Origin of the sequence: Pseudoflavitalea sp. G-6-1-2 (genome assembly GCF_012927185.1) — a bacterium.
Taxonomy (GTDB): Bacteria; Bacteroidota; Bacteroidia; order Chitinophagales; family Chitinophagaceae; genus Pseudobacter.
In genome coordinates this window covers 1,430,122-1,443,324 of record NZ_JABBGB010000003.1, presented here as the reverse complement: position 1 = coordinate 1,443,324, position 13,203 = coordinate 1,430,122, and the positions used below count along the sequence as shown (strand labels likewise).

Genomic DNA, 13,203 nt, shown 5'->3' with positions numbered 1-13,203 from the left:
ATTATTTTGTAACCTTGGTCGCTCATTTACGACCAATGATTCACTTAATGATGAATTTCAATGAACTCAACTTCCACGGCATCGTTTCATAAACGCGTAACAGCTGCCGGCGTTCTCATTGCAGCAGGTATTGTATTCGGAGATATCGGCACATCGCCACTGTACACGCTCAATGCCGTTTTTCATGGCAGAGTGATTACTGAAGACGTTGCACTGGGCGCGCTGAGCGCCATCTTCTGGACGCTCACTTTTCAAACAACCCTCAAATATGTGATCATCACGCTGCAGGCCGACAACAAGGGCGAAGGCGGCATCTTTTCTTTATATGCACTCATCAGAAGATACTGGGGCAAGTGGCTGCTGATACCTGCCATGGCAGGCGGCGCCTTTCTGATTGCCGACGGCATTATCACCCCTCCTATCTCCGTGGCTTCGGCGGTGGAAGGATTGCAGAAAGTAAATCCCGATATCAATACGGTTCCCATCATCATTGCCATACTGGTTGGATTGTTTGCATTTCAGCAGTTCGGAACGGATAAGATCGGTAAGATCTTCGGTCCGGTTATGACAGTGTGGTTCACCTTCATCGGTGTGCTCGGTGTAATGGCGATGGCGCAGTATCCATCTGTACTGAAAGCCCTGAACCCTTACTACGCCTATGTTATGCTGCGCGAAGTACCCGGAGGGTTCTGGCTGCTCGGCAGCATTTTCCTCTGTACCACGGGAGCAGAAGCATTGTACAGCGATATGGGACACTGCGGCAGAAACAATATCCGCGTGAGCTGGATCTATATCAAAGTGATGCTGATACTCGCGTATGCCGGACAAACAGCCTGGCTGCTCAACCACGTGGGCGAAACCACCGGAGAGCTGAGTCCGTTTTTCCATATCGTACCAGACAGCATTTACATACCGGCATTGATCATTGCAACGATGGCCACCATCATTGCAAGCCAGGCACTGATCAGCGGATGTTTTACACTCATCAACGAAGCCATCCGTCTCGATATATGGCCAAGACACCGCGTGTTGTTTCCCGGAAATATCAAGGGGCAACTCTACATACCATTCATCAACTGGTTTCTGATGGCAGGATGCATCGGCATGGTGCTGTACTTTAAAGAATCCACCAAAATGGAAGCGGCATTCGGATTGAGTGTAACGCTCACCATGATCATGAGTACGGTGCTGATCAATTTCTACCTGCATGCCAAACGTGTTCCATTCATTTGGGTAGCACTGCTTACCACCATCTTCCTCGTAATAGAAACCTCTTTCTTACTGGCCAATCTGCAAAAGATCAAAGAAGGCGGATGGATAACACTGGTGATCGGCGCAGTGCTCTTTACCATCATGTTCGTATGGCATAAGGGTAGACTGATCAAACGCTCGCTGATGAAACTGGTACCTATCGAAAATTATGTAACCCTGCTGCAGAAGCTGAGTACGGATGAACATATTCCGAAATACGCTACCAATCTGGTTTACCTCACGGCATCGGGTACTTCGAGAAAGATCGAGAAGACAGCGGTGGATTCCATACTCTCCGGTTTTCCCAAGCGTGCGGATATCTACTGGTTTGTGCATGTGAATGTGCTCGATGAGCCCTATGCGATGAACTATCACGTAGACACACTGGCCCGCAACGATGTGTATTTTGTTGAATTCAATCTCGGATTCCGCATCGATCCGCGCATCGACTACTACTTCAAACAGGTGGTGGAAGATATGGTGAAGAATAAGGAAATAGATGTGTCTGAAAGATACGAGCAGAGCTATCAGGAAAGTCAAATCGGCGATCTCCGTTTTCTGGTGATGGATAGTTTTCTCTCGTTCGAGAATGATATGACCTTCGGGAAGAATTTCATCATGAAGAGTTATTTCAATCTCCGTATGCTGAGTGTGAAGGAAGAAGTGAATTTCGGACTCGATCCCAGCAACGTAACCGTAGAAAAATATCCGGTGGTGGTAACACCCGTGAATCTGCCGAAGCTCACGAGACGTTGATGCATCATCTCCGATAAAATGCGTATCTATGCAATCCTTGCCGGCTGAAAAGCCGCATGATCCAATATTTTCAATCAAAAAACAATCCGCAATGGATGTTAAGATAGACGACAGCTGGAAGGATGTGCTCAAAAATGAGTTTACGAAAACTTATTTTCTGGAGATCGCTACTTTTCTCCGTACCGAGAAGATGACAGGCAAAACCATCTATCCGCCGGGTGGGCAGATCTTCAATGCATTCAACCTTACGCCATTTGAAAAGGTTAAAGTAGTGATACTCGGGCAGGATCCCTATCACGGTGCCGGACAGGCGCACGGGCTCTGCTTTTCGGTAGCGCCGGGCATCAAACCACCGCCATCGCTGGTGAATATTTTCAAGGAGATGCACAGTGATCTGGGATTGCCGATCCCCAATCATGGCACGCTCACCAAATGGGCCGAACAGGGTGTGCTGATGCTGAATGCATCGCTCACCGTGCGCGCAGGAGAACCGATGAGCCATGCCAAGATCGGCTGGGCAACTTTTACCAATGCCGTGATCAAAAAGATCTCCGACGAGAAAGAGCATGTGGTATTTATTCTCTGGGGAAAGTTTGCACAGGAAAAGCAGGAGCTGATAGATGTAACACGCCATCACCTGATACTGAAGGCAGCGCATCCCTCTCCTTTCTCGGCAGATTCCGGCTTCTTCGGATGCAAACATTTTTCCAAAACCAATCAGTTTCTGGTTCAGAACGGCATCGATCCCATCGATTGGGCGCTTTGACCTTATCTTTGCGTTTACCTATGCGCATCCTAAAAGCAATACTCGGAAGAATAATGGCCACCTGGGCCATTTTGATGTTTGTGATCACCCTGCTGATCTTCATGATCCCCTTTCTGCTGTTCGGTTATTTTCAGCCCGATCCGAAGAAGACATCCCGTTTTATCAGCATGGCCCGTGTATGGATGGCAGTGTATCTCACGTCCATTGGCTGTCCGCTTCGCGTGCGAGGTAAAGAGCATTTCAAAAAAGGTGAGAATTATGTGGTGGTATGCAATCACAATTCGCTGATGGATGTGCCTATCTCTTCCCCTTCGATTCCCGGTGGAAATAAAACCATTGCCAAGAGCGAGATGGCTAAAGTGCCAGTATTCGGATTGCTCTATCAAACAGGCAGTGTGCTGGTAGATCGCAAGAGCGAGAAGAGCCGGAAAGACAGTTATGTGAAGATGAGGAATGTGCTGGAGAACCTGAAACTGCATATGTGCATCTATCCCGAAGGCACGAGAAACCAAACCGATCAGCCGCTGAAATCCTTTCACGACGGGGCTTTCAGACTGAGCATCGAAACGGGTAAAGCTATCATTCCCGGTATCATCTTCAATACGAGAAAAGTATTGCCGGCATCCATTCCCTTCTATCTGATGCCGCACAGATTAAAGATAGATTTCCTTCCTGCCATTACTCCATTGCCCAATGAAACTACAGCGGAACTGAGAGACAGGGTTCACGCGATCATGGAAGCATATTATGTGAAGAACAGATAGATGGAAAACATCTGGCTGCTATTCTGCTTCTTCCTCATCAAAAGGATCAGGGATTTCTTCATTTTGAACAGATACAGCAATAAGTAAAGTATAGAATGCACTGAAGTGCTTTTCAAACTTACCAAACAGGGCATCAGGCATAGTATTGTCTGCAACATATTGCCGGAATTCTTCAGAAGAAATACCAAGCGCCTGCGCTATATCATTATCCCCAATGGGAATATGCTGCTTTGCAGCATTTTCTCTCACATGAAGGATTGCTTCATCGAGTGGCAAACGTGCCGGTCTGTAAGAAACCGAAGACTTATCTGACATAGTCGCAATTTTTTGCTCCACTAGTTGCCGTAGAAGAATCTTGTTCTGTTAATTTTCAGATCGCGCAGCAATCCACTTTTCGGGTTGATGGTGATGTTGAACGACCGGTACACTCCCACTGGTGTAACGTTGATGGACAACTGCCAGCAGTGCATTTCTCTCGACAGCGACATGGTGAGCTGTTGAATGCTCTTTGCCTTGATGTCGTAGAATGTGTTGCCGCCAAGTTTCCAGCGTGGCGTGAGGTTAAAGTCTCCATTGAGGCCCAGACTCGCATTGGTAGTGGTTTCCCACCCTTTGTAATCCGAACGGAAATGCCGGGAGAAACTATAGGAGAAGTTGATGTTCAAAGACCAGGGAATATTGAAATCGGCAAACTCCGCAGGGTTCTGGCGTGCATATTGCAACTGCGCCTGCTGCTCTTCCATGGTAAGTGGTGGCAGTCCGCTGTTTTTGGCTGCTTCTTCCGCCTCTTTTGCTTTCTTCTCGTCTTTGGGTTTGCTCTGGAATGAGGTAGATACCGATACCGTTCCGTTGGTGATGCGACCGGGTTTGAATCCGCCGCCACCAGACCACATATATTCTTTGGTACGGTATCCGTTTTCGTCTACTTTATACGGATCGAGGGTAGCGCTGGCAGAGATATTGATCTTTTCAAAAAGGGTGCTTCGCGCATACAGGTTGAAGTTACCCAGTCTGAACGAGTCGGCTACCAGGTTGTAGTTACTGTTGAAACCGAAACCATCGAGGATGCGCACTTTTTTGATGCCGCCGTTGGCGGTATCTTTTTTGGAGCGCACTTTGATCTCGAGGTTATTGTCGATACCAAAGCTCAAACCACCGAACACCCCTTCGCCGAAAGCTCCGTAGATGCTTCCTTCCGAATAAGAGAAGCGCTGTTTTCTTCCTGTGCTGTCGATTACAGCATCGTACCAATCTTTCTTGGCCAGATCGGGTTTGTAGCTCAATGATACGTTCGGGCGTATCACGTGTCTGATGGCAGTGACCTTGCTGTTCTTTCCGAACTTATTGAACATACCAAAGATGGCAGTATTGAAACCAAGGCTGAAACTTACTTCGCGCGACTGAAAGAAACCAGTTGAGTTGGTTAATGTATCTACTTTGTTATGTTCAGCAACAAATCCTTTTCTCAACTTTCGGCTGTACCAGTTCTCGCGATAGCTGATACCCGGAGCAATGGTAACAGGCCCCAGCGGCGGCAATGCCAGCTGAATGGGAATGCTGTGCTGTGCGCCCCACTGCAGTGTATCGAGGATCTTCGACATATTGAAGTCCTTTTCGTATACACTGATCTGGTTGGCAAAGTTGGTATTGAGACCAAGACCGAGTTTCTGATACCATTTGGTATTGGTTCCTCCCACAAAATCTTTCGACTGGAAAGGATAGAATGTATTTACCGTGAATGCTGCCGTCGGCAGGCTCATATTGATCAGCTGTGTAACGTTGTTCTGGTTATGGTTGGCGCTGAGCGTGAGGTTGTATTTATTGTCCCAGTTCTTCTGATACGTGATCGAAGAGCTCATCTGATTGTTGTAGTTGAGCGTGGGGTTGTTGGTCACCAGCTGGTTGTATTTGGTAGAACCTGCGTTCACACTGGCAGTGAATGAAGTTCCGGGCCTTGCGCGGTTGTCCATGGTATGGTTCCAGTTGATGTTGAAGGCCCTTGTGGTGGTGAATTCCTGTTTACCCGTATTGCTGAGAATGCGGGTATTGGTCATGCTGAAACTCATACCACCATTATAACGGTAACGCTTACGGTAGGTGGGCGACACGTTAACGGTCCATCCTCCGTAGGAGTAGATATTGGTGAGTACTCTTACATCGAACTTATCGTTGATTACATGGTAGTAGCCCAGTCCTTCGAGTCCCAGACCAAACTGTTCACTCGCTGTAAACGTTGGCGGGAGCAATCCGGAATGCCGCCCCTGAGAGATGGGAAAAAAGCCGAATGGCAGGTAGATGGGCACGGGCACCCCTTCGAATTCGGGGTGAACGGGTCCGCTCACGGCCAGTTTTTTATTAACCAGTTTTAGTTTTTTTACCCGAAAGGCAAAGTGCGGTGTATCGAGATTACAGGTAGTAAGTTGTGCCCGGAGACCGTAGTACTCATTTTCGTTGATCTTTTTCATCTTCTCCACCTGAACAATCATTTCACCCTGGGTGGTGATGGTAGACTGGGTGAGGCCCCGCTGGGTTTCGAAGTTGTATCGGATCACATCGGCTTCCATTTTGGAGTCGGCCTGTACCATTTTCGGGCGGCCGATCATTTTGCCGGAAGTATCGCGCCGGAATACGGCGGTAACAATATGGGATGGCTGATCCATCTCGATGCTGTCGGCAGTGAGCTCCATATCTTTCTGCTTCACGCTGGCTTTGCTGAAGAGGATGATGCGCTTGGTTTTTACATCGAGCACCATAGAATCGGAAGCCTGGTAATGCACGGGGGCATCCAGAGAATCCTTACTCATCTTTATGGAGAAGGTGTCGGTTTTTACGACTGAGGTATCTCTTTTCAATGCTGCACTATCCTTCTTTACAGGGATCGTATCCTTTTTGGGGAGCTTGCTCGTATCCTGAAAAGCAGTTAATGAATTGTAAAAAAGATAATCTGTTTCGTAATTCGCGCGTACATTGGACGTTATTAGCAAAAGTGATACGAATAAAATCCACGCTGAACCCTGTTTTAAGCTATTTTTGCGTCCGTTAGTCATAATGCAGTGGTGGCAAAAATAACTATTAAAGCATTAAGATGTTGTGAAGGTTTCGTTTCCTGATAAATTGTACCAGCAATGACCAAGAGCTTATTAAAAGTGAGTCTGTTTATTTGTTCGCTGATAGCCCTGGCAGCCTTTACTAAAAAAGGCCCCGAACATACCGAACCGCAGAAGCCCGCACTGAGCACCATTATTATCGATGCCGGTCATGGTGGCGTTGATCCGGGAGCGAGAGGTCAGAATTCAACCGAGGCAGCGATTGCACTTTCAGTGTCGATGAAACTGGGCAAGGCCATAGAAAAAGCGATGCCGGATGTGAAAGTGATCTACACCCGCACCACCGATGTGCTGGCGGGTGGTGGCACCAATGTGCAGCAGAGCCTTCGTTACCGGGCATCGATGGCCAATGAAGCCAGAGGCGATCTGTTTGTGAGCATCCACTGCAATGCAGCCGGATTGAAACCCGGTGGCTGGTATGCCAAACGTGTGGTGGGTCATAAGAACAAAACCATATTGGTTGGCAAAGGAAAAAAGAAGAAAAAGAAGGTGGTGAGAGAACCCATCTACGAAACATATTGGGTAAAGAACTGGCAGCACGGAACCGAAACCTTTATCTGGGCGGCCGACCGTGTAGGATATAAAGGTGATGCCATCAATCAGAAGCAGGAAGAAGGCGGAGAAGGTGGCGAGAATGTAGAGGACAGCGCCAACGTACTCGACCTGAATTCTCCTGAAGCCCGCATCCGTGCTCAGTTGTATGAGAAAAAATATTTCGCCAAGAGCCTCCAGCTGGCAACGATGATCGAAGAAGAATTTGTGAAGAGCGGTCGTGTAAGCCGTGGCGTTAAACAGCGCAACGAAAAAGGGATCTGGGTGCTGCAGGCAACCGGAATGCCCAGTGTGCTGGTAGAAACCGGTTTTGTAACGCATACCGAAGAGGAGCAATACATCATGAGTGAAAAGGGTCAGGAAGAGATTGTGAACAGTGTGCTGCAATCCCTCATCCGATACAAAGCATTGCTCGAAGGAAAGAGTCATCATCCGGCAGAACAGCAACCAGACTCATCGTCCAGCGCCCGGGAAACACAGCAGACCGGGCAGCAGATTCCGGGAGCCAACCGAAAATAAATTCTGAACCGAAGCGAAACAGCATGATCAAAAAAGCCATTTGCACACTGAGCCTCTGCATTGCTCTCACAGCTATCACCTCATTTGTAAATGCGCCCGCGCCTCCTCAGAAACCAACACTCAAAACCATTATTGTGGATGCGGGTCATGGCGGCAAAGCCATCGGCGCCCGTGGAAAATATTCAACAGAAAAGAAAGTCTGTCTGGCTATCGCATTGAAGCTGGGTAAAATGCTCGATCAGATACCCGGAGTAAGAGTGGTGTACACACGCACCAGCGATGTATATGTAGATAACCGTTACAGGGCCACCATGGCCAACAACAACAAAGGCGACCTGTATATTTCCATCCATGCCAACTCCGCTCCTCCTTCGGTTACAAAGAAAAAGATCGGCACTAAAAAAGAAGTGTATTACGTGGGCAAGGGAAAGAAAAGGAAGAAGAAGACCCGCATAGTACCCCGGTACAAGATTTATACATCCCCTAATCCGGCCCATGGTACCGAAACTTATATCTGGGCGGCAGACCGGGACGACGAAAAAGGAGATTTCGTAGGAGAACGCATTTCCGAAGAAGCGGAGAAGGGAGAATACACCCCCAATATCCACGATCCGGAGTTCAAGATCAAGAGTCTGCTCTGGACCAAAAAGTTTTTCGACAAAAGTCTGCGCCTGGCCACGCTGGTGGAAGACGAATTTACGAAAGGAGGAAGAAGCAGCCGGGGAGTAAAACAACGCAATAACGAAGGCATCTGGATATTGCAGGCAACCGCCATGCCCAGCATACTGGTAGAAACCGGCTTCATCTCCAATAGAAAAGATGAGGATTATCTCAACAATGCAAAGGGGCAGGAAGAGCTTGCCCGGCAGATATTCCAGGCCGTTAAACGGTATAAACAAAGCACGGAACCGAAATGATGCCGCCCGCATCTTCCCCCAATTGTTTTATTTTTGCTGCGGCATATAAAATATTGCATCTTGCTTCCTGATTTGAAAGGAGATAGCGCTAAAAATCATTTTCATGAAAATTTCTAATGAGACCAAGGTAGGTTCGATTACAGCAATAGCGATAGCCATACTGATCCTGGGATATAACTTCCTGAAGGGAAAAGACTTTGTTGCCAAGCATACCATATATGCCGTATTTCCATCTGTGGACGGACTGATGATCTCCAACCCGGTTATGATCAATGGCCTGCAGGTAGGGAAAGTTACCGAGATCGAGGAAACCGACAAGAACCTCACCGGTATCAAAGTGGCCATGACCCTTACCAAGGATGTGAATATTCCCAATAACTCATTTGCCAGCCTGGCCACCGATCTGCTCGGATCTTCCACTACCGCCAAGATCACACTGGGCGACAGCAAGGAGATGGTGCCGGATGGCGGAACACTCACCACGCAAAGAACCAAAGGGCTCACCGATAAGCTGCAGGCCAGCCTCGACCCTGCCCTCGCCAGCGCAACCGTTACTTTGCACTCGGTGGATTCTCTGGTAAGAAATCTGAACAGTCTGCTCGATCCCAATACAAAGAACAATCTCGCGAGCATCATTGCCAGCCTCACCCGCTCTACCAAATCGCTGGAGCAATTGCTGAATGCGCAAACCGGCATGCTGGCAAAATCTCTGGTGAATGTTGAATCGGTAACAGGCAATCTCGCAAAGAGCAATGAGAAGATCACTGCCACTGTAGACAATCTGCAGAAAACATCTAACAATATCGCCAACGCGAAGATCAAAGAAGCCATCGATAATCTCGAAGGAGTAACCAGCAAGCTGAATGCAGCAATAGCCAAAACCACCACCAAAGACAACACCATGGGGCTGCTGTTAAATGATCGCAAATTGTACGATGAGCTTTTACAGACCAACAGGAGTTTAACTACTTTGCTGGACGATTTTCGCGTACACCCCAAACGCTACGTGAACATCTCAGTGTTCGGAAGAAAAGATAAATCCGGGCCGCTCAAGGCACCAATCTATGACTCAACGGCTACCAAAGCACAGCAATAAGATGAAGCAAATCTCAGCACTGCTGATTGCGGGCCTGCTTATCTGCTTCAACAGCTTTTCACAGAATGTACCTGCCGATACCAGCGGGAAGGTTGTGCAATGGATCAACTCGGAAAAATTCCGTTTCGAAAGAAAGGATTCCGTAACCGAGTTTCAGATAATGGTGGGCAAAGTGATCCTGAAACAGAACAACACCACTTTTTACTGCGATAGCGCCATATACAATAAAACAGCCCGTCAGGTAGAAGCATTCGGCAATGTACATATCAACGATGCCGACAGTGTGCATACCTACAGTCAGTACCTGCTGTATTATGTAGACAGCCGCATTGCCAATCTCAAAAAGAAGGTAAAGCTCACCGACGGAAAGATCACACTCCATACCGAAGAGCTTCGCTACGATGCCAATGAGAAGATCGGCGACTACTACCATGGAGGCCGTGTTGAAAACGGCAAGACCGTGCTCACCAGCGAAGAAGGCACTTATTACGGAGAGATGAAAGACGTATATTTCAAACGGAATGTATTTCTGAAAGACCCTGCCTATACGCTGAAAACAGATTCGCTGCTCTATAATACCGAGACGGAGATCTCTACCTTTATAACAAAGACAGTAATTACCGATACATCGGGCCGCACCATTCAAACGCGTGAAGGCAATTACGATGTAAAGAATAAGAAAGCCAATTTCGGAAGCCGCCCCATCATCACCGATGCAAAAGCGAGAACCCGCATTGTGGCCAATCAGATCGACCGCGACGATGCAACGGGCATCAATACCCTTCGGGGAAATGCCGTGTACATCGATTCTGCACAGGGAGTGAGCATACTTGCCAACTTCATCGAAGCACGCAGTCACGACGGCACTTTCTTTGCCACGCAGCAGCCGCTGATGATCATCAAGCAGGATGCAGATTCCCTCTACATTGCAGCCGACACCCTCTTTTCCGGACGCATGAGCAAACTGCAGCAGCAGCTCGATTCCATTGCAGCCGTGAATGCCCGCAGGGACAGTCTGGCGGTAGCTGAAGCAGCAAAGCTGGCCAAAAAAATCACCGATTCTACGGAGCTCACAGCCATCAACAACCGTAAAGGAACAGAGCGCGACAGCCTGCTGGTTCCTTCGCAGTTAAGCGCGCTGAAAGATCGTGGAGATGCCAAACTGCGGAATATGCTGCTTGATACGGCACGGCAGGCAGCGCCCCCGGTGAGTGATATCAAACGGCTAACAGACAGTACAAAACAGATAATCGATTCAACGGCACGCATACCGGTAGACCTCGCAAAAGTACCAACTGCACCCGCAAAACCAGTTGTGGCGAAGCCTGCTCCTCCAAAGTCTCCGGCGGGTGCTCCGGCAAATAACCGGGGCAGAAATCCGGTGATCATTAGGGATACCACTAAGACCAACGACAGCGCTGATCGCTTTTTCATGGCATATCACCATGTACGCATATTCTCCGATTCGCTGCAGGCAGTCTCCGACAGCCTCTTCTATTCCGGAAAGGATTCCATCTTCCGTTTATTTACCGATCCCATCGTATGGTCGGGCGATAATCAACTCACCGGCGATACCATTTATATGCACACGAAGAACAAAAAGCCCGAAAGGCTTTTTGTTTGGGAGAATGCACTGGCGGTGAACAAGACGGGTCCGGATATGTACAACCAGCTCAAAGGCAACCGTCTCACAGGCGTATTCACGGATGGCAATCTCGACTACATGCGCTCAAAAGGCAATGCAGAGAGCATCTATTATGTGAAGGACGAAGACAGTGCGCTGGTGGCCATCAACAATGTGTATGGCGATATCATCGATCTTCGTTTTGTGAACAAGGAGCTGGATAAAGTGGTGGTGATCAGCGAGCCCAAAGGTTCCATGATCCCCGTTAATCAGGCATCCGAGCAGGAACGCAGATTGCGCAATTTCAAATGGCGCGATGCACGCAGACCGAAAACCAAGTTCGAGCTATTCGGCAATTGATTGCATTCACCTTTTTTTCACTTTTCGTTGCACCAATTTTAACAGGGCAGTTATCTGTACACTGGCACTATTTTCGTTTCCCCAGATAAAACAAAAATATGCAAAGGGTAACGGTAGCGCTGCTTCTCACGGTAGCCATCATTCTAACGGGCATGCAGAGCCATGCGCAGGATTATCGGTTCGGGCTGGGTCTTCGCCTGAGCAACTCCACTCCTACACTCAACAGTTCGGTAACCGGAAAATACAATGTAACGGAAAGGAGTTCCGTGGAAGGCATGGTGAGTTTCGGATCGAGGTTTGGAATGGGCGCATTGCTGGAGCTTCATCAGAATTTCTCCACACCAGGACTTCGATGGTTCTATGGAGGTGGCGCCTATGTGGGCTGGCAGGATAAGAACACTTATTTTGGTCCAACCGGCATACTCGGCATCGAATATACATTTCCCAGCGCACCGATAGCGGTATCGGCAGACTGGAAACCTGAGCTGGACATCATCCCTTCCATCAATTTTGTACCGGATGCCTTTGCATTGACTGTGCGGTTTACGTTGAAATAAGTATCTTGTTTCTGCAATAAACTGCAACCGAACTGGCAAAAACACGGCCTGACTTTTTAGAAACCTGCAAGTACCTGCGGTAGATAAAAAATAAATGCGCGTTTAATCCATAATTTTAACATTTCGTGCGGTTTTATGCAGGAATTTACTTTATTTTACCGCGTAACCCAGCTAACGATATGCTTAAAAAGGAAAGACAGGCGTATATTTTACACCAGGTTAATCTCCACAACAAAGTGCTGTCCTCTTCATTGAGTACAGAGATCAGTGTATCTGAAGACACCATCCGCAGAGATTTGCAGGAACTGGCGGATGAAGGCAAGATCATAAAAGTGCATGGCGGGGCCCTCTCCCATTCGTTCAGCCAGGTTTATTATCCTTCCAACAACGTTTACTCTCTCGACAACAAGAAAATAATAGCACAGAAAGCGGCATCGCTGATAGAAGATGGCATGTTTGTGCTTACCACCGGAGGAACCACCATCATCGAGCTGGCAAGAGCGTTGCCACCTCAGCTGAAGGCCACGTTCATTTCGGGGAGCATACCTGTAGTGCTGGAGTACATGCATCATCCGAGCATCGAAGTGATACTGATTGGAGACAAGGTGAACAAGAACTCCAAGATCACAGTGGGTGCAGAAGCGATTGCTCAGATCAAAAGGATCCGTGCCGACCTCTGTTTCCTTGGCATCAATGCCATCGATATCAAAAACGGAATAACAGATAACGACTGGGATGTTGTTACACTGAAGAAGGCGATGATAGAATCTGCGCAGAAAGTGGTATGCCTTACCATTGCTGAGAAGATCAATTCGCTGCAGCCGATCCATATCGATGACATCAGTAAGATCCATACACTGATTACCGAATTACCACCCGATGATCCTCTGCTAAAACCATACAAAGACGCTGGAATAGAAGTTTTATAGACTGC

The 13,203-nt window shown here is 48.0% G+C and carries 11 protein-coding genes; 9 read left to right on the top strand and 2 right to left on the bottom strand.

The genetic code is table 11. From position 1 onward, the window contains the following. The first annotated feature begins 60 nt into the window (after positions 1–60). The 3 genes from HHL16_RS23175 (at position 61) to HHL16_RS23165 (ending at position 3,537) form a co-directional block, all read left to right on the top strand. On the top strand, positions 61–2,007 hold the full coding sequence (locus tag HHL16_RS23175) for a KUP/HAK/KT family potassium transporter (protein WP_169427713.1): 1,947 nt from the start codon (positions 61–63) through the stop codon (positions 2,005–2,007). A gap of 91 nt (positions 2,008–2,098) precedes the next feature. Then, entirely contained in the window at positions 2,099–2,773 is a 675-nt protein-coding gene (gene ung, locus HHL16_RS23170) for a uracil-DNA glycosylase (protein WP_169427712.1), read from the top strand. Positions 2,774–2,793: 20 nt separating this feature from the next. Next, positions 2,794–3,537, top strand: coding sequence for a lysophospholipid acyltransferase family protein (locus tag HHL16_RS23165; RefSeq protein WP_169427711.1), 744 nt, complete (start codon positions 2,794–2,796; stop codon positions 3,535–3,537). A gap of 18 nt (positions 3,538–3,555) precedes the next feature. On the opposite strand, the gene HHL16_RS23160 is transcribed toward HHL16_RS23165, so the two are convergent. Together HHL16_RS23160 and HHL16_RS23155 are read right to left on the bottom strand one after the other, a co-directional pair. After that, entirely contained in the window at positions 3,556–3,852 is a 297-nt protein-coding gene (locus tag HHL16_RS23160; RefSeq protein WP_169427710.1) for a hypothetical protein, read from the bottom strand. A 20-nt stretch (positions 3,853–3,872) separates the two neighbouring features. Next, positions 3,873–6,521 (bottom strand): putative LPS assembly protein LptD, encoded by a 2,649-nt coding sequence (locus tag HHL16_RS23155; protein WP_240966297.1) that lies wholly within the window; start codon positions 6,519–6,521, stop codon positions 3,873–3,875. Positions 6,522–6,662: 141 nt separating this feature from the next. Between HHL16_RS23155 and HHL16_RS23150 the strand changes: the two genes are divergently transcribed. The 6 genes from HHL16_RS23150 (at position 6,663) to HHL16_RS23125 (ending at position 13,198) form a co-directional block, all read left to right on the top strand. After that, positions 6,663–7,715: an N-acetylmuramoyl-L-alanine amidase gene (locus HHL16_RS23150; RefSeq protein ID WP_169427708.1), complete on the top strand. Its 1,053-nt coding sequence runs from the start codon at positions 6,663–6,665 to the stop codon at positions 7,713–7,715. Positions 7,716–7,738: 23 nt separating this feature from the next. After that, on the top strand, positions 7,739–8,632 hold the full coding sequence (locus tag HHL16_RS23145) for an N-acetylmuramoyl-L-alanine amidase (RefSeq protein ID WP_169427707.1): 894 nt from the start codon (positions 7,739–7,741) through the stop codon (positions 8,630–8,632). 103 nt (positions 8,633–8,735) lie between these two features. Next, a complete protein-coding gene (locus tag HHL16_RS23140) occupies positions 8,736–9,728 on the top strand; it encodes an MlaD family protein (RefSeq protein ID WP_169427706.1) in 993 nt (330 codons plus the stop codon). 1 nt (position 9,729) lies between these two features. Further along, complete coding sequence (locus tag HHL16_RS23135; RefSeq protein WP_169427705.1) at positions 9,730–11,712, top strand: OstA-like protein; 1,983 nt, start codon at positions 9,730–9,732, stop codon at positions 11,710–11,712. 98 nt (positions 11,713–11,810) lie between these two features. Then, the gene (locus HHL16_RS23130) at positions 11,811–12,269 is read left to right on the top strand and encodes a hypothetical protein (protein WP_169427704.1); all 459 of its coding nucleotides are present in this window, start codon (positions 11,811–11,813) and stop codon (positions 12,267–12,269) included. A 179-nt stretch (positions 12,270–12,448) separates the two neighbouring features. Beyond that, complete coding sequence (locus HHL16_RS23125; protein WP_169427703.1) at positions 12,449–13,198, top strand: DeoR/GlpR family DNA-binding transcription regulator; 750 nt, start codon at positions 12,449–12,451, stop codon at positions 13,196–13,198. Positions 13,199–13,203: the final 5 nt, after the last annotated feature.

Coding starts and splice junctions, on each gene's coding strand:
- HHL16_RS23175 (WP_169427713.1), top strand. CDS start 61: ATGAACTCAACTTCCACGGCATCGTTTCATAAACGCGTAACAGCTGCC.
- ung (WP_169427712.1), top strand. CDS start 2,099: ATGGATGTTAAGATAGACGACAGCTGGAAGGATGTGCTCAAAAATGAG.
- HHL16_RS23165 (WP_169427711.1), top strand. CDS start 2,794: ATGCGCATCCTAAAAGCAATACTCGGAAGAATAATGGCCACCTGGGCC.
- HHL16_RS23160 (WP_169427710.1), bottom strand. CDS start 3,852: ATGTCAGATAAGTCTTCGGTTTCTTACAGACCGGCACGTTTGCCACTC.
- HHL16_RS23150 (WP_169427708.1), top strand. CDS start 6,663: ATGACCAAGAGCTTATTAAAAGTGAGTCTGTTTATTTGTTCGCTGATA.
- HHL16_RS23145 (WP_169427707.1), top strand. CDS start 7,739: ATGATCAAAAAAGCCATTTGCACACTGAGCCTCTGCATTGCTCTCACA.
- HHL16_RS23140 (WP_169427706.1), top strand. CDS start 8,736: ATGAAAATTTCTAATGAGACCAAGGTAGGTTCGATTACAGCAATAGCG.
- HHL16_RS23135 (WP_169427705.1), top strand. CDS start 9,730: ATGAAGCAAATCTCAGCACTGCTGATTGCGGGCCTGCTTATCTGCTTC.
- HHL16_RS23130 (WP_169427704.1), top strand. CDS start 11,811: ATGCAAAGGGTAACGGTAGCGCTGCTTCTCACGGTAGCCATCATTCTA.
- HHL16_RS23125 (WP_169427703.1), top strand. CDS start 12,449: ATGCTTAAAAAGGAAAGACAGGCGTATATTTTACACCAGGTTAATCTC.